15 protein-coding genes and 1 pseudogene are annotated in these 15,236 nt (G+C 66.6%); 11 read left to right on the top strand and 5 right to left on the bottom strand.

Annotated features, from left to right (window positions below):
• Positions 1-8 precede the first annotated feature (8 nt).
• The 4 genes and pseudogenes from coaE to AC3IPP_RS16470 all read right to left on the bottom strand — a co-directional run.
• Positions 9-596: pseudogene (gene coaE / locus AC3IPP_RS16485) on the bottom strand (dephospho-CoA kinase); the annotation flags it as partial.
• Entirely contained in the window at positions 593-1,432 is an 840-nt protein-coding gene (locus tag AC3IPP_RS16480) for a shikimate dehydrogenase family protein (protein ID WP_489149732.1), read from the bottom strand. The gene AC3IPP_RS16480 and the pseudogene coaE, both read right to left, overlap by 4 nt.
• Positions 1,429-2,028 carry a Maf family protein gene (locus tag AC3IPP_RS16475; RefSeq protein WP_489149731.1) on the bottom strand — a complete coding sequence of 200 codons (600 nt, stop codon included), beginning with the start codon at positions 2,026-2,028 and terminating at the stop codon, positions 1,429-1,431. The genes AC3IPP_RS16480 and AC3IPP_RS16475 overlap by 4 nt, the downstream gene beginning before the upstream one ends.
• Positions 2,025-2,894, bottom strand: coding sequence for a pyruvate, water dikinase regulatory protein (locus tag AC3IPP_RS16470; RefSeq protein ID WP_087140143.1), 870 nt, complete (start codon positions 2,892-2,894; stop codon positions 2,025-2,027). Before AC3IPP_RS16470 ends, AC3IPP_RS16475 begins: the two co-directional genes overlap by 4 nt.
• 484 nt (positions 2,895-3,378) lie before the next feature.
• Here AC3IPP_RS16470 and hemE point away from each other — a divergent pair, with 484 nt between their 5' ends.
• The 11 genes from hemE (at position 3,379) to AC3IPP_RS16415 (ending at position 14,143) form a co-directional block, all read left to right on the top strand.
• Positions 3,379-4,413: a uroporphyrinogen decarboxylase gene (gene hemE, locus AC3IPP_RS16465; protein ID WP_489149730.1), complete on the top strand. Its 1,035-nt coding sequence runs from the start codon at positions 3,379-3,381 to the stop codon at positions 4,411-4,413.
• Positions 4,410-5,489 carry a ferrochelatase gene (gene hemH, locus AC3IPP_RS16460; protein WP_489149729.1) on the top strand — a complete coding sequence of 360 codons (1,080 nt, stop codon included), beginning with the start codon at positions 4,410-4,412 and terminating at the stop codon, positions 5,487-5,489. The genes hemE and hemH overlap by 4 nt, the downstream gene beginning before the upstream one ends.
• Before the next feature lie 10 nt (positions 5,490-5,499).
• Positions 5,500-5,967, top strand: a complete 468-nt coding sequence (locus tag AC3IPP_RS16455) for a CopD family protein (protein WP_489149728.1) — start codon at positions 5,500-5,502, stop codon at positions 5,965-5,967.
• A gap of 251 nt (positions 5,968-6,218) precedes the next feature.
• Entirely contained in the window at positions 6,219-7,715 is a 1,497-nt protein-coding gene (gene rho / locus AC3IPP_RS16450) for a transcription termination factor Rho (protein WP_489149727.1), read from the top strand.
• 74 nt (positions 7,716-7,789) lie between these two features.
• Positions 7,790-8,029 carry a DUF6489 family protein gene (locus AC3IPP_RS16445; protein WP_003166554.1) on the top strand — a complete coding sequence of 80 codons (240 nt, stop codon included), beginning with the start codon at positions 7,790-7,792 and terminating at the stop codon, positions 8,027-8,029.
• Between the two features lie 10 nt (positions 8,030-8,039).
• The gene (mnmE, locus tag AC3IPP_RS16440; protein ID WP_489149726.1) at positions 8,040-9,353 is read left to right on the top strand and encodes a tRNA uridine-5-carboxymethylaminomethyl(34) synthesis GTPase MnmE; all 1,314 of its coding nucleotides are present in this window, start codon (positions 8,040-8,042) and stop codon (positions 9,351-9,353) included.
• A 63-nt stretch (positions 9,354-9,416) separates the two neighbouring features.
• The gene (mnmG, locus tag AC3IPP_RS16435; protein WP_489149725.1) at positions 9,417-11,330 is read left to right on the top strand and encodes a tRNA uridine-5-carboxymethylaminomethyl(34) synthesis enzyme MnmG; all 1,914 of its coding nucleotides are present in this window, start codon (positions 9,417-9,419) and stop codon (positions 11,328-11,330) included.
• Positions 11,330-11,950: a 16S rRNA (guanine(527)-N(7))-methyltransferase RsmG gene (rsmG, locus tag AC3IPP_RS16430; RefSeq protein ID WP_489149724.1), complete on the top strand. Its 621-nt coding sequence runs from the start codon at positions 11,330-11,332 to the stop codon at positions 11,948-11,950. Before mnmG ends, rsmG begins: the two co-directional genes overlap by 1 nt.
• On the top strand, positions 11,940-12,761 hold the full coding sequence (locus AC3IPP_RS16425) for a ParA family protein (protein ID WP_087140157.1): 822 nt from the start codon (positions 11,940-11,942) through the stop codon (positions 12,759-12,761). Before rsmG ends, AC3IPP_RS16425 begins: the two co-directional genes overlap by 11 nt.
• A 40-nt stretch (positions 12,762-12,801) precedes the next feature.
• Positions 12,802-13,689 (top strand): ParB/RepB/Spo0J family partition protein, encoded by an 888-nt coding sequence (locus AC3IPP_RS16420; RefSeq protein WP_489149723.1) that lies wholly within the window; start codon positions 12,802-12,804, stop codon positions 13,687-13,689.
• A 262-nt stretch (positions 13,690-13,951) separates the two neighbouring features.
• Complete coding sequence (locus AC3IPP_RS16415) at positions 13,952-14,143, top strand: hypothetical protein (protein ID WP_489149722.1); 192 nt, start codon at positions 13,952-13,954, stop codon at positions 14,141-14,143.
• 38 nt (positions 14,144-14,181) lie between these two features.
• Here the strand turns inward: AC3IPP_RS16415 and holA are convergent, their stop codons facing one another.
• Positions 14,182-15,234, bottom strand: a complete 1,053-nt coding sequence (gene holA, locus AC3IPP_RS16410) for a DNA polymerase III subunit delta (protein ID WP_489149721.1) — start codon at positions 15,232-15,234, stop codon at positions 14,182-14,184.
• Positions 15,235-15,236: the final 2 nt, after the last annotated feature.

Below are 15,236 nucleotides of genomic sequence, written 5' to 3'. Positions count from 1 at the left end.
TTCCAGTTCGGCTGCAGAATCTTCGCCACAACGGCTCGCACTTGGTCACGCGCGGCCTCCAGGCCGCGACCTGTGTCGATCAGGAAGTCGGCGCGGGCGCGTTTTTCGGCGTCCGGCGTCTGGCGCGCCAGGATGGCGTCGAACCGCTCGCGCGTCATGCCGGGTCGCGCCAGGACGCGCTGGGCCTGAATCTCGGCGTCCGCCGTGACCACCGCCACAGCGTCGACGAAGGCGTCGCCGCCCGTCTCGAACAGCAGGGGAATGTCGACAAGCGCCAGACCCGCGCCGCCTTCCGCCGCCGCCTTCAGCGCCTCGGCGCGGTCGGCGGCGACCAGGGGGTGGACGATGGCCTCCAGCCGTTGGAAGGCCGCCTCGTCGCGCCCCAATACTTCGGCCAGGCGCGGCCGGTCGACCGCGCCGTCCACGACCACGCCGGGGAAGGCCTGCGCCAGCGGTGCGACCGCCGCGCCGCCGGGGCCGTAGAGGCGATGAACGGCGGCGTCGGCGTCCCACACCACGGCGCCCTCATCGGCGAACATCTGGGCGGTCGTCGACTTGCCCATGCCGATCGAGCCGGTCAGGCCCAAGACGATCATGCCGTCTCTCCCAGATGGTTCAGCAGGATGGCGCGCAGGTTCAGCGATGGCGGCGGACGGCGGAAGATGGCCTCGAACGACGGCGCCGCCTGGCCGATCAGCATGGCCAGCCCGTCCACGGTCGCCAGGCCTCGCGCGCGGGCCGCCGCCAGCAGGGGCGTGACCACGGGCTTGTAGGTCATGTCCATGACCACGGCCGAAGGCTTCAGCGCCGCCAGCGTGATATCGGGCGCGATGCTCAAGGCGTTGATGACCAGATCGGCGCCCTCCAGCACGCTCGCGTCCGGGGCGACCGTCACCGCTGGGCCGAGGTCGGCGGCCAGGGCCTCGGCCCTTTCGCGCGTGCGGTTGAGAATGGACAGGGCGGCGCCCGCCTCGATCAGCGCACCTGCGCCCGCCCGCGCCGCGCCGCCCGCGCCCAGCATGACGACGCTAGCGTCTTTCAGCTTCAGCCCCGGCGCCTGTTCGGCCAGGGCGTAGAGCACGCCCGCGCCGTCGGCGCTGTCCGCCCGCACCCGGCCGTCCTCGAACACCAGAATGTTGGCCGAGCCTGTCGTCCGCGCCGCCGCCGCAGCCTCATCCGCCAGGGCGAAGGCCTGTTCCTTGAACGGCGCCGTGACGTTGACGCCCGCGATCAGCCCCGCACGGCCCGCCGCGACCAGGGCCTCGAACCCCGCGGCGTCCCTGGGCGCGAAGGCGACGTAGGCGCCGTCGATCCTCCCCGCCTCCAGCCAGGCGTTGTGGATCACCGGGCTGAGCGAATGGCTGACCGGATTGCCGACGATTCCGCCCAGCAGGGCGGCGCCGGTGATGCGGCTGACTGACGCCCCGCTCATGACGCGATCACGCCCGCGCGCCGCAGTTCGGCCAGAACGGGCCACAGCGGCAGGCCCAGAACGGTGAAGTAGTCGCCCTCGACCGCCTCGAACAATTGCGAGCCCAACCCCTCCAGCCGATAGGAGCCGACGCAGGCCAGCAAGGCCTCGCCCTCCGCCGCCAGATAGGCGTCGAGGAAGGCGTCGGAAAAATCGCGCACCTTCATCTCGACAGTGTCCACGCCGGACCAGACCACCTGGCCGTTGCGGGCCAGGGCGGCGCCGGAATGCAGTTGGTGCGAACGGCCGCGCATGGCGCTCAGGCGTTCGCGCGCGGCCTGCATCGTCGGCGCCTTGGACACCAGTCCGCCCTCGAACGACAGGGTCTGGTCCGCGCCCAGCACCCAGGCGTCAGCGTCATGACGCGACACCGCCAGCGCCTTGGCCCGCGCCAGTTCAACCGCCAGCTCGACCGGATCGACGCCCGGCGTCTTCAGGGCGTCCTCGTCCACATCGGCGACCTGCACGGCGAAGGGCACGCCGGCGTCGGTCAGCATGGCGCGGCGCGCGGCGCTCTTGGAGGCCAGGATCAGGCGTTCGCCGTCGGTCGTCGTCACATCGGGGCTCCCAGCTTGCGGCCGCGCCGCTCGCTCAACAGATTGATGATGGCGGCCGCTGTCTCTTCGACCGAGCGGCGGGTCACGTCGATGGTCGGCCAGCCGCGCCGTTCGAAGGCGCGGCGCGCCTTGATGGTTTCCTCGCGCACGGCGTCATGGTCGACATAGGCCGAGGCGTGGCCCGCATTCAGCCCGTCCAGCCGGTTGCGGCGAATCTGCACCAGCCGATCGGGCGATACGGTCAGGCCGACGACCAGCGGTTTCTTCAACGCCGTCAGCCGCTCGCCATCCTCCTGGCCGGGAACCAGAGGCACGTTCGCCGCGCGAATGCCCCGGTGCGCCAGATAGATGCAGGTCGGGGTCTTGGAGGTCCGGCTGACCCCGCACAACACCACATCGGCCTGCTCCAGCTGTTCCAGCGTGCCCTGGCCGTCGTCGTGGGCGATGGCGTAGTCGAGGGCGCCCATGCGGTTGAAATAACCCGTGTCCAGGGCGTGCTGCGCCCCGACCCGCGCCGAGACGTCCGCGCCCAGATAGCGCGACAGGGCGCCGACCAGCGGATCCAGAGCCCCGATCTGCGGCATCTGAAGCTGACGACAGCCTTCCTCGAGCTGCTCACGCAATTCACGGTCGACCAGGGTGTGCAGCACCACGCCAGGGGCAGACGCCACCTCTTCCAGCACCCGATCCATCTGCTTGGACGATCGCACCAGGGCGTAGATGTGTTCGATGGGAATAACGCCGTCAAAGCGGGCGACGACAGCCTTGGCCATGGCGTTCAGCGTCTCGCCGGTCGAGTCCGACACCAGGTGGACGTGGAAATAGGTGGCTAGGCGCGAAGCGCCGATCGGGCGGGCGGGGCTCATGAGGACGGCGTCTCCTTCTGGGCGGCGGTCGGATCATCCCCGCGCCCTGTTGAAAAGCCGGGGCGCCGTTCGTGAAAGACCGGGCGCCGAATCCTCTAGCAAGCCCAGCCGTCAGTCGCGAGCGGGGATCACGGGCGCCGTTGGGGCGATCGGCGCCGGAGTCGTCCGCCTGGGCGCCGAGGATTCATCCCATGCTGGGGGCAGGACATTTTGTCCAACAACGGCGCCCGCGGATTCACCCACAACGGCGCCCAGAGGCAAGCCAGAGTCTGACGGGTGTTTCACGGCTTATCCCCATAACTCACACCCCGCCTTGTAAACGGCGGGATTTCCACGCCTCCGTCAGGGGACAAGAAGGAGTCCAACCGGGACTGTCCGCAGTTATCCCCGTGCTCCACGGCCCTGCTTCCACCTACCAATTCTTTCAATTCTTAAATCTGAATAGGGATTGAGGCTTGGGGGTGTGCATCCTAAAGCCCGAAGCATGAGCACGCCCCTTCTGATCCAGGCTCTCCAGGGCCAAACCCTTTCCCGCCCGCCCGTGTGGTTCATGCGTCAAGCCGGGCGCTACCTGCCGGAATACCGCGAGCTGCGAGCCAAGGCGCCGGACTTCATCGCCTTCTGCCTGAACCCGGAAATGGCGGCGGAAGCGACCCTGCAGCCGATGCGCCGGTTCGGCTTCGACGCCGCCATCGTTTTCGCCGACATCCTGCTGATTCCTGGCGCCCTGGGCCAGAAGGTTTGGTTCGAGGCGGGAGAGGGGCCGCGCCTGGGCGCCCTGCCGTCAGTGCAGTCGATGGCCGACAAGGCTCAGCAGGCTGGAGAAGCTCTCAAGGCCGTGGGCCAGACGTTGACCCTCGTGCGTGCGGAACTGGAGCCTGAACGCGCTCTGATCGGCTTTGCAGGAGCGCCGTGGACGGTCGCGACCTATATGCTGGACGGTGAAGCCCGCACCATCGGCAAGGGCGAGCGCGCGACCGCTCGCACCTATGCCTACACGAACCCCGAGCTGGTGGCGGGTCTTCTGGACGTGCTGGTGGAGTCCACCGCCCACTATCTGAAGATGCAGCAGGACGCCGGCGCCCAGGTGCTGAAGATCTTCGAGAGCTGGGCCGAGGGCCTGCCTGACGATTTGTTCGAGACGCTGGTGCTGAAGCCGCATCAGAAGCTGGTGACCCGCGCTCGCGAACTGGGCGTCACGGTGCCGCTGATCGGCTTCCCGAGGGGCTCGGCGGCGCTTGCTGAGCGCTATGCGCGCGAATGCGACATGCAGGGCGTGGCGCTGGACACCGCTTGTCCGCTGGAAGTCGGCAGGCGCGTTCAGGCGATCAAGCCCATTCAGGGCGCGCTGGACCCCCTGTTGCTGCGGGCGGGCGGCGAGGCGCTGGATCGCCGCGTCGATCAGTTGATGGAGGCCTGGGGCCAGGGTCCGTGGATCTTCAATCTGGGCCATGGCATCCTGCCGGACGTGCCGATCGCCCATGTCGAGCAAGTGTTGAAGCGGATCGGCGCCCAATGACCCGGACCGCCACAACCCCCGAGGGACGACCCAACCGGCGCGTGGCGGTCGTTCTGACCAATCTGGGCGGTCCTGATCGCCCGGAAGCGGTCAAACCCTTTCTGTTCAATCTGTTCAACGACCCGGCCATCATCGGCCTGCCGGGGATGTTCCGCACGCCGCTGGCGAAACTGATCTCCAGTCGTCGCGAGACCTCGGCCCAGGCCAACTACGCCCTGATGGGCGGCGGATCGCCCCTGCTGCCCGAGACGCAGAAGCAGGCCGAGGCCCTGTCGCGCGCCCTGGCCGACGCCGCACCCGGCGACGACAGCCGCGTCTTCATCGCCATGCGCTACTGGCATCCGCTGACGGAGGAGACGGCGGCGGCGGTCAAGGCCTTCCAGCCGGACAAGATCGTTCTTCTGCCCCTCTATCCGCAGTTCTCGACCACCACGACGGCCTCGTCGCTGAAGAAGTGGACCGAGTGCTACGACGGACCGGGCGAAACGCACGTCGTCTGCTGCTATCCGGACGCCGAGGGGCTGATCGAAGCGCAGGCTCGCCTGATCCGGCAAACGCTGGACAAGGCCGAAGGCAGGCCGGTGCGCGTGCTGTTCTCGGCTCATGGCATTCCGGAAAAGCTGGTCGCCGCCGGCGATCCTTATCAGGCTCAGGTCGAGGCGACCGTGGCCGCCGTGGTCGAGCGCATGGGCCTGACCGACTGGGCCATCTGCTACCAGAGCCGGGTCGGCCCGTTGAAATGGCTGGGCCCAGCCACGCCTGACGCCATCGAACAGGCCGCTCGCGACGGCGTGGGCGCCGTCGTCGTGCCGATCGCCTTCGTCTCCGAGCATATCGAGACCCTGGTCGAACTGGACATGGAATACGGCGAGCTGGCTCATAAAGTCGGTTGCGCGCCTTATCTTCGCGCGCCGACGGTCAGCGCCGACCCGGTTTTCATCACCGCCCTGGCCGATGCGGTCGAGCGGGCGCTGGAAACGCCCGGCGTGGCGCCGCAGGGCGCTTCTGAGGGGGGACCATGCGCCCACTTGAAAGCCTGCCCGTCTGGCTGTTCAAAGGCCTCCAGGGCGGCCTGAGGGGATCGACATGGACTATTACAATCTGGCCCGCGGGCTTCACATTCTGGCGGTGATCGCTTGGATGGCCGGCATGCTCTTTCTGCCGCGGCTGTTCGCCTATGACGCCGAGCAGAACGCCAAGTCTGAACCCCTGCGCGGCGAGATGCAGACGCTGCTGCGCGTCTGGCAGACGCGGCTGCTGCGCATCATCATCAATCCGGCGATGATCCTAGCCTTCATCTTCGGCGGCTGGCTGCTGTGGCTGCGCAGCGGCGACGGCGCCGACTGGTCCTTCGCCCACCAGCCGTGGATGATGACCAAACTAATCGGCGTCTTCCTGCTGGCGGGCTGGCACGGCTTCCTGGCGGGACAGCGCAAAAAGATCGCGGCGGGAACGTCCAAATATTCGGGCCGTTTCTGGCGCATGACCAATGAAATTCCCTTCGTCCTGGCCATCATCATGGTGCTTTCGGTGACGATGGAGTGGAGTTTCTAGAGGCCCTAGCGCGAGCGACGCGGTCGCTCGCTGCTTGAGGGCTCTTGACCGGCACCGGCCTTTCGTGGTTCCGCTGCGGTGAACCGTGCGGCCGGTCCGTGCAGTGCGGTCCCTCTCTTTTTGCGACGCCTGCCGGTTTGAGCCTGCGGGAGACCGTCGCCCTCCCTCCCAGCCCTTGCGGCTGAAGCCATCGACGACCTTCTGCTCCTGGCCGCCTTGCGGTGTCCGGGCGCGCGAACGAGCACGCCATCATGACCGATACGCCTGACACTCCGGAAACCGAAGTCGCTGAAAATGCAAGAGAAACGCCTGCCGAACGCCCGCGCCGCACCCTGAGCCTGGGTGGAAGCCGCGCTGCGGCTCCGGTCGAGGAGGCCCAACCTGAAGAGGCTGTCGCTCCGGTTGTCGCTGAACACGACGATCACGGCGTCGACACCACGGCTGAGGATGATGAGGACGACGACGGCGAGCCCATCGTTCCCAATGGCCGCATCACCCTTCAGGAACTGAACGAGAAGACGCCGGAAGACCTGGTCGCCTTCGCCGAGGGTCTGGACATCGAGAACGCCGGCAACCTGCGCAAGCAGGATCTGCTGTTCGCCATCCTGAAGACTCTGGCTGACGAAGAGGTCGAGATCATCGCCTCGGGCGTGCTGGAGATCCTGCCAGACGGATTCGGCTTCCTGCGTAGCCCCGACGCCAACTACCTGCCGGGTCCGGACGACGTCTATGTCTCGCCGTCGCAGATCCGCCGCTTCGGCCTGCGCTCGGGCGACACAGTGCACGGCGCCGTGCGCGGCCCGCGTGAGGGCGAACGCTACTTCGCCCTGCTGAAGGTCGACACGATCAACTTCGAAGATCCGGAGATGGTCAAGACCAAGGTCCTGTTCGACAACCTGACGCCGCTCTATCCCGAAGAGCGTCTGCACATGGAAATCCAGGACCCGACGCTGAAGGACCGCTCGGGCCGGGTCATCGACATCGTCGCCCCGCTTGGCAAGGGCCAGCGCTGCCTGATCGTCGCCCCGCCGCGCGTCGGTAAGACGGTCATGCTGCAGAACATCGCCAAGTCGATCGAGCGCAACCACCCGGAAGTCTTCCTGATCGTGCTGCTGATCGACGAACGCCCCGAAGAAGTCACCGACATGCAGCGCACGGTGAAGGGCGAGGTCGTCGCCTCGACCTTCGACGAGCCCGCGACACGCCACGTCGCCGTCGCCGAAATGGTGATCGAAAAGGCCAAGCGTTTGGTCGAGCACAAGAAGGACGTGGTGATCCTATTGGACTCCATCACCCGTCTGGGCCGTGCCTACAACGCGACTGTCCCGTCTTCGGGCAAGGTCCTGACCGGCGGCGTCGACGCCAACGCCCTGCAGCGGCCCAAGCGCTTCTTCGGCGCCGCGCGTAATGTGGAGCAGGGTGGTTCGCTCACCATCATCGCCACGGCCCTGATCGACACGGGCAGCCGCATGGACGAGGTGATCTTTGAAGAGTTCAAGGGCACCGGCAACTCGGAAATCGTGCTGGACCGCAAGGTCGCCGACAAGCGCATCTTCCCGGCCATCGACGTGCTCAAGTCCGGCACCCGCAAGGAAGACCTCATCACGCCGAAGGATCAGCTGGCCAAGACCTATGTCCTGCGCCGCATCCTCAACCCGATGGGCCCGCAGGACGCGATCGAGTTCCTGCTCGACAAGCTGCGCCAGTCCAAGAACAACGGCGACTTCTTCCAGTCGATGAACACATAATTCCTGCCCTAGCGCCGCCCGCACGGCGGGCGGCTGCTTGAGGGCGTGTTTCACGTGAAACAAGTGAGGGCGTTATGAAGCTGAACATCGAGATCGACTGCACCCCGGCCGAGGCTCGCGCCTTTCTGGGCCTGCCGGACGTGACGCCGCTTAACGACCATCTGGTCGCTGAAATGCAGAAGCGCATGGACGCCAACATGGCGGCCATGCAGCCGGACGAGCTGATGAAGACCTGGACGTCGTTCGGGGTTCAGGCCCAGGACCAGTTCCGTCGCTTGATGGAAGCCGCCGTCACAGGGGCGGCGAAGCCGTGAAGCGGACGACGTGACTGACACCATCTTCGCCCTCGCCACGCCGCCGGGGCGCGGGGCCATCGCTGTACTGCGCCTGTCAGGCCCGATGACTGAAGCGGCCCTGACCGCCTTGGGCGCAGGGAGGCTGACTCCGCGACTGGCCTCCGTCCGTAGTCTGAGCCATGAGGGCCGTCTGATCGATGAAGCGCTGGTTCTGCGCTTTGTGGCGCCGCGTTCTTATACCGGCGAAGACTCTGCCGAACTTCACCTGCATGGCGGGCGCGCCGTGGTCGAGGCGGCCAGCACCGCCCTGATCGCCCTGGGCTTGCGTCCGGCGGAGCCGGGCGAGTTCACCCGTCGCGCCTTCCAGAATGGGCGCATGGATTTGGCTCAGGCCGAGGCTGTCGCCGATCTGATCGATGCGGAGACCGAGGCGCAGAAGAGCCAGGCTCTCGGCCAACTGGACGGCGCCCTGTCAGCGGCCTACGCCGGGTTTCGGCGCGACCTGCTCAAGGCCCTGTCTCTGGTCGAGGCCGAGATCGATTTCCCCGACGAGGAAGTGCCCGACAATCTGGCGCGCACCGCTGGCCCGGTGCTGGATCAACTCGCCGCTGACCTGCGCGCGGCCTTGGCGGATTCCGATCGGGGACGACGGGTGCGCGAAGGCTATCGCATCGTCCTGATCGGCGAGACAAATGCGGGCAAGTCGTCGTTGTTCAACACGCTGGTGGCGCGTGAGGCGGCGATTGTCACCCCCATCGCTGGGACGACGCGGGACGTTCTGGACGCCGACATCATGATTGGCGGTTACGCCGTGACCCTGTCGGACACGGCGGGTCTGCGTGAGAGCGATGATCTGGTCGAGGCCGAGGGCATCCGCCGCGCCCGACTGCGCGCCGAGGGCGCCGACCTTCGCCTCTGGGTTCGCTCGCCGTCTTCACAGGACGTCGAAGACCCGGCCGCCGCCTTTGTGGGTCCGTCCGATCTTCAGGTTCTGAACAAGGCGGATCTGGGCGCCGTGACGCCGACGGCGAGTGTGGAAGCCCTGACGGTCAGCACGATGACGGGGCAGGGGCTGGCTGAACTGCACGATTGGATCGCGGCGCGTCTGGCCAGAGATCTGTCCGGCGCCGACTTCCCTGCCGTGACGCGTGAGCGGCATCGTCGCCGCCTAGCGGAGGCCCTGGCCGATGTTGAAGCCGGGCGCCGGGCGCTGGACATTGCGCCTGAGATGGCGGGGGACGACCTGCGTCGTGCGGCTGACGCCCTGGCCCGCGTCACCGGCGCTATCGGCGTCGAGGATATTCTGGGCGAGGTCTTCTCCTCCTTCTGCATCGGTAAATAGGCCCGGCTTTCGCCTGTTTCACGTGAAACAACGGTTCTTCAGCCGGTGGCGATTCCGGCTCGAATGGACTATGTGGACGCCATGAGTTCGACCCCCGATCACACCTTCGACGTCATCATCATCGGCGGCGGCCACGCGGGTTGCGAGGCTGCGACGGCGGCTGCCCGCGCCGGAGCACGCACCCTGCTTTTGACCCAGAAGCTGGAAACCATCGGCGAGATGAGCTGCAACCCGGCCATCGGCGGCTTGGGCAAGGGCCACCTGGTGCGCGAGATCGACGCCCTGGACGGCGTCATGGGCCGCCTGGCCGATGTGTCGGGCATCCAGTTCCGCCTGTTGAACCGCTCGAAAGGCGCCGCCGTGCGCGGGCCTCGCAGCCAGATCGACCGTCGCCTCTATCGCGAGGCCATGCAGGCCGAGCTGGCGGACTATCCGAATCTGACGCTGATGGCGGGCACGGCCGAGGGGTTGATCCTGAATGGCGACCGGGTCACGGGCGTCAAGACCGGGGCAGGGCAGATGATCCGTGCGGGCGCGGTCGTGTTGACGACGGGCACCTTCCTCAACGGCGTGATCCATCGCGGCGACCTGCGTATTCCGGCCGGACGCTATGGTGAGGATCCGTCGACCGGTCTGGCTGGTGATCTGCACGCGGCCGATCTGATGATGGGCCGTCTGAAGACCGGCACGCCCGCGCGCCTGGACGGTCGCACCATCGCCTGGGACCGGCTGGAGATGCAGGCGGCGGACGATCAGCCCGTGCCGTTCAGCTTCCTGACCGACCGGATCGAGGTGCCGCAGATCGCCTGCGGCGTCACCCACACGACGGAAGAGACGCACCGCATCATCGCCGACAACCTCGGCGAAAGCGCTGTCTATGGCGGGCGTCTTTCGGGCCGCGGGCCGCGATACTGTCCGTCGATCGAGGACAAGGTGGTCCGGTTCGCGGACAAGACCAGTCATCAGGTCTTCCTGGAGCCGGAAGGTCTGGATGATCCGACCGTCTATCCGAACGGCATCTCGACCTCGGTGTCGGACACGACCCAGTTGGCCTTCCTCCATACGATGCCGGGCCTGGAGCAGGTCGAGGTCTTCCGTTTCGGCTACGCCATCGAATACGACTATGTCGATCCGCGCGAACTGACGCCGGCGCTGGAAGTCAAGAAACGTCCCGGTCTTTACCTTGCGGGTCAGATCAACGGCACGACCGGCTATGAGGAGGCGGGGGCGCAAGGCCTGATCGCAGGCCTGAACGCCGCCCGCGCCGCCGCCGGTTCTGATCCGCTGATCCTCGGCCGAGATCAGGCCTATATCGGAGTCATGATCGACGATCTGGTGACTCGGGGCGTCACCGAACCCTATCGCATGTTCACGAGCCGGGCTGAGTATCGACTGACGCTGCGTGCGGATAACGCCGACCAACGCCTGACGCCGATCGGCATTGAGGCGGGGATCGTCGGTTCGGAGCGCGCGCGAGTATGGCTGGATAAGGCTGACCAGTTAGACCGGGCGAACCGTGTTTCACGTGAAACGCAGTTCACGCCCAAGGAGGCGGGGGCTCTGGGCATCACCGTTAACGCGGATGGCCAGCGGCGTTCGATCCGTGATCTTCTCGCTTTCCCGGATGTGACGCTGGATCAGTTTGTCGCCGTTCGACCTGAAATCGGGGACTGGTCGCCTGCGGTGCGGGATCAGGTGGAGATCGACGCGGTGTACGCCAGCTATCTGGATCGCCAGACACAGGACGCGGAAGCTCTAAGGCGGGAAGAAGGGCTGTCGCTTCCGGCCGACCTCGACTACGCCGCCATCGGCGCTCTGTCGAACGAGGTGCGCGAGAAGTTGGCCCTGATCCGCCCGCTGACGCTCGGCCAGGCTGGCCGCATTGAAGGCATGACGCCAGGCGCCCTGACGGCGCTTCTGGCCCATGTGAAGAGGGTCAAGGACGCAGAGGTCGATCTGGCGGCGGTCGTCGCCTGATGTCCGACGCCATCCAGACCTTCCGCGCTCAGACGGGCGCCAGCGACGCCAACATCGCCGACCTGCAGACCTTCCTCGGCATGCTGACCGAGGCCAATGAGGTGATGAATCTGGTGGGGCCGGATTCCATTCCCGACTTCTGGAACCGCCACGCCTGGGACAGCGCTCAGCTGCTGAGTTTGGCGCCGGAAGCCAAGACCTGGGCCGATCTGGGCGCAGGGGCGGGCTTCCCCGGCGTGGTGCTGGCCATCCTGCTGAAGGGACGACCGGGCGCACATGTCTGGCTGGTCGACAGCCTGGGCAAGCGGTGCCGTTTTCTTCAAACCATCGTGGATGCGTTGGAACTGCCCGCGACCGTGGTCTACGGCAGGGCGGAAGAGCAGGCGATCACGGTGGATGTGGTGACCGCCCGCGCGGTCGCGGCGATGGAGAAGCTGCTGGGTTATGCACAGCCCTACTTCCAACGCGGTGCAAAAGGCCTGTTCCTCAAGGGAGAGAAGGCCGAGGCTGAGTTGAAAGAGGCCCGTCGGGTCTGGCAGTTTGAAGCTGAGCTTACGGTCTCGCGCAGCGATCCGCGCGGCCGCATCGTTTCACTGGGGGGTCTTCGTCGTGTCCGTTGAGTCCGTAAAGCAACCCCGCGTTTTGGCGGTCTCCAACCAGAAGGGCGGGGTGGGCAAGACCACGACCGCCATCAACCTGGGCACGGCCCTGGCGGCTATCGGCGAGAAGGTGCTGATCGTCGACATGGACCCGCAAGGCAATGCCTCGACCGGGCTGGGTGTTCCACGTGAAACACGTCGGGTGACGATCTACGACGTCATCGTCGACGGCCGTCCGGTGGACGAGGCTGCTATCGAGACCGCCGTGCCGGGCCTGTTCATCGTCGCGGCCGACGCCGACATGTCGGGCGTCGAGATCGAGCTGAGCCAGGCGGATCGTCGTTCCTATCGGCTGCGCGACGCCCTGGCGAAACAGGGGGGCAACGGCCATTCTCGGTATGACTATGTGCTGATCGATTGCCCGCCCTCGCTGAACCTGCTGACGCTGAACGCCATGGCGGCGGCGGACGCTGTTCTGGTGCCGCTGCAGTGCGAGTTCTTCGCCTTGGAAGGCCTGACCCAGTTGATGCGGACCATCGACATGGTGCGCCAGAGCCTGAACCCGGCGCTGGAAATCCAGGGCCTGGTGCTGACCATGTACGACCGTCGCAACGCCCTGTCGGGCCAGGTGGCGGCCGATGTGCGCGCCCATTTCGGCGACAAGGTCTATGACAGCGTCATTCCGCGTAACGTGCGGGTGTCCGAGGCGCCGTCCTTCGGCAAGCCGGCGCTCATCTATGATCTGAAGTGTGCGGGCAGCCAGGCCTATCTCAAGCTGGCCCGTGAATTGGTGGCGCGCGAGCGCCAGCGTCGTCAGGCCCTGGCCGCCTGATCGGCGGCCTGATCCGATAAACAATAACGGAATCGATATTTTGTCTGAACGTCAGCGTGGTCTGGGCCGGGGTCTCTCGGCTCTCATGGGAGAAAACGCGCAGGAGCCTGTCGCCGTTGACGTGACCGGTCCGGCGCCGGCCGGCGTGCATCGGGCGCCGATCGAGGCGCTGAAACCCAACCCGGACCAGCCGCGCAAGATCTTCACCAAGACGGATCTGGACGAGCTGACGGCCTCCATTCGTGACAAGGGCGTGCTTCAGCCCATCCTGGTCCGCTCCCAACCGGGCGAGCAGAACGTGTGGCAGATCATCGCCGGCGAGCGTCGTTGGCGCGCCGCTCAGGCCGCCCGCCTGACGCAGGTGCCGATCGTCGTGCGTGAGATGGACGACATCGAGGTGCTGGAAGTCGGCGTCATCGAAAACGTCCAGCGTGCTGACCTGAACCCGATGGAAGAGGCCAATGCCTATGCCGTCCTGATGGAACGCTTCGGCCGCACCCAGGACGCCCTGGCGGGCGTGGTGGGCAAGAGCCGCAGCCATGTCGCCAACACCCTGCGCCTGCTGCAACTGCCTGAGGCCGTGCGCGAACATGTGGTGCGCGGCGATCTGTCGGCGGGCCACGCCCGCGCCCTGATCACGGCGCCGAATGCTGAGGCGCTCGCGGCCGAGGTCATCGCCAAGGGGCTGAACGTTCGCCAGACCGAGGCCTTGGCGCGTCGCGCGGCGGAAGGGCCGAAAACGCCCAAGGCCAAGCCGGTCCTGAGCGGGGAGGGCGCGGCGGACATCGCCGCCCTGGAACAGGATTTGTCCGACGCCCTGGGGCTCAAGGTCTCGCTGGCCGACAAGGGCGGGAAGGGCGAGATCACCGTCAAATACGGCACCCTGGAACAGCTCGACGACCTGTGCCGACGCCTGATGCGCGGTTGAGGCTCTACGAAAAAGCCCGTCCTGGCTATGCCGGGACGGGCAAGTCGGGGATGAGAGCGAGTGCTGAGCGCCAGCAGGTGAGGACGCGCATGACTCGATCGATGATCGAGGATCGATCAGCGCTATAGAAATACCTTATATACGTTTATGTCAATACTGTGCGGTTGACGCCATCTGTCAGGACCCAACACTCTAAGAAGAAAGAGACGCGTGAAGGCCGTGCAGAGGCTTGTTTTTCACGCATGGCTGCTAGGATCAGTTCATGAGTGAAATTTCCAAGAAATCGAGTGCTGCTGAAGCGCTCAAGCGTGTGCTGGCTGCGAAGAAGGCGGTGCTAAAGGACAGTGGCGACTTCGGCGGCGTCGATGGATCTCGTAAGGCGGAGCAGTCGATGCAACGTCAGGCGGCGGCCTTGAACAAACCAGCTTTCCGTCGGGCCTCCAAGCGAGGTTGAGACGGCGTTCTGGCGGCCGTCACGGTCCTGTGTGCGCCTTAAAGCCCCATGCGCTTGGCGCGGGCGGCGATTTCCAGCAGCAGGCGTTCGGCGATCAGGGCCTCGGGCATGCCTGTGGTCTTGGTCATGACGTCGGCGGTGTTGACGCTGTCCTGCACCTCGTCGAGCAGTTCGAGCCGCCAGGCGCGCGATTGGCGCAGCATTTCCGCTTCCTGTTTCCAGAAGACGCCGGCGGCTTTGGCGGCCTCCTTGGCGCCCGCGCCATTGGTCTGCAAGATATTGATCCGGCGAAGTTTTCCGAGGTGAAGCGAGGCCATGCGCACGGCCATGACGGCGCTTTCGCCCTCGGCCAGGGCGCGGCGCAGGCCCGCCTGGGCGGGGCCGGGGCGGCCGCCGAAGGCCTGCAAGGCGGCGTCGGACAGGGAGGCGTCGGGCTCGACCCCCAGGTGGGCGTCCAGCTCTTCCACATCGATGGTGCGGCCGGATCCGGGGCCGATGTAGAGGATCAGCCGCTCGATTTCTTGGCGCATCAGGCCGCGTTCGCGAGGCAGGCGGGCGACGAAGCGATCCAGGGCGTCGGAAGACAGGCCCACCTTGTCGGCCCCCAGGGCCTCGCGCGTCATGCGGGCGACGTCGCCGACCTCATCCTCATAACAGGCGATGGCGACCGCGCCCTGGGCCTTTTCGGCGGCCTTGCGCAGGGCGGATTCGCGGCCCAGCGCCCCGGCCTCGATCACCAGCATGGCGTCGGGGTTGTAGGCGCCCTCGGCGTGGGCGGTCAGGGCGGCGGCCACGGCCTTGTCCACGCCTGCCTTGCCGTCCGACATTCGGATGCGCACCAGGCGCCGCCCGCCGATCATGCTGAGCGCCGTCAGCGCCTCTTCCAGGCGCAGGGCGTCGCCGTCGATGTCGGCTTCGGTCAGCAGGGTGACGTTGAAGGGGTCGTTCAGATCCGGGGTGATCGTCTTGCACAGCGTCAGGGCGCGCTCGGTCACGCCCGAGCGGTCCTTGCCGTGGATGACGGCGGCGCGGACGCCGGCGTCCGGCGCCTTCAGGAAGCGGTCGACGTCGGGCCGCTTGGACAGGATCATGC

Source organism: Brevundimonas sp. KH_060, assembly GCF_057838275.1.
Note: the sequence above shows the minus strand (reverse complement) of the source record. Positions and strands in the feature narration are given on the sequence as shown.

Excerpts from the sequence above, each read along its gene's own strand:
- AC3IPP_RS16480 (WP_489149732.1), bottom strand. The coding sequence starts at position 1,432 with ATGAGCGGGGCGTCAGTCAGCCGCATCACCGGCGCCGCCCTGCTGGGC.
- AC3IPP_RS16470 (WP_087140143.1), bottom strand. The coding sequence starts at position 2,894 with ATGAGCCCCGCCCGCCCGATCGGCGCTTCGCGCCTAGCCACCTATTTC.
- hemE (WP_489149730.1), top strand. The coding sequence starts at position 3,379 with ATGAGCACGCCCCTTCTGATCCAGGCTCTCCAGGGCCAAACCCTTTCC.
- hemH (WP_489149729.1), top strand. The coding sequence starts at position 4,410 with ATGACCCGGACCGCCACAACCCCCGAGGGACGACCCAACCGGCGCGTG.
- AC3IPP_RS16455 (WP_489149728.1), top strand. The coding sequence starts at position 5,500 with ATGGACTATTACAATCTGGCCCGCGGGCTTCACATTCTGGCGGTGATC.
- rho (WP_489149727.1), top strand. The coding sequence starts at position 6,219 with ATGACCGATACGCCTGACACTCCGGAAACCGAAGTCGCTGAAAATGCA.
- AC3IPP_RS16445 (WP_003166554.1), top strand. The coding sequence starts at position 7,790 with ATGAAGCTGAACATCGAGATCGACTGCACCCCGGCCGAGGCTCGCGCC.
- mnmG (WP_489149725.1), top strand. The coding sequence starts at position 9,417 with ATGGACTATGTGGACGCCATGAGTTCGACCCCCGATCACACCTTCGAC.
- rsmG (WP_489149724.1), top strand. The coding sequence starts at position 11,330 with ATGTCCGACGCCATCCAGACCTTCCGCGCTCAGACGGGCGCCAGCGAC.
- AC3IPP_RS16415 (WP_489149722.1), top strand. The coding sequence starts at position 13,952 with ATGAGTGAAATTTCCAAGAAATCGAGTGCTGCTGAAGCGCTCAAGCGT.
- holA (WP_489149721.1), bottom strand. The coding sequence starts at position 15,234 with ATGATCCTGTCCAAGCGGCCCGACGTCGACCGCTTCCTGAAGGCGCCG.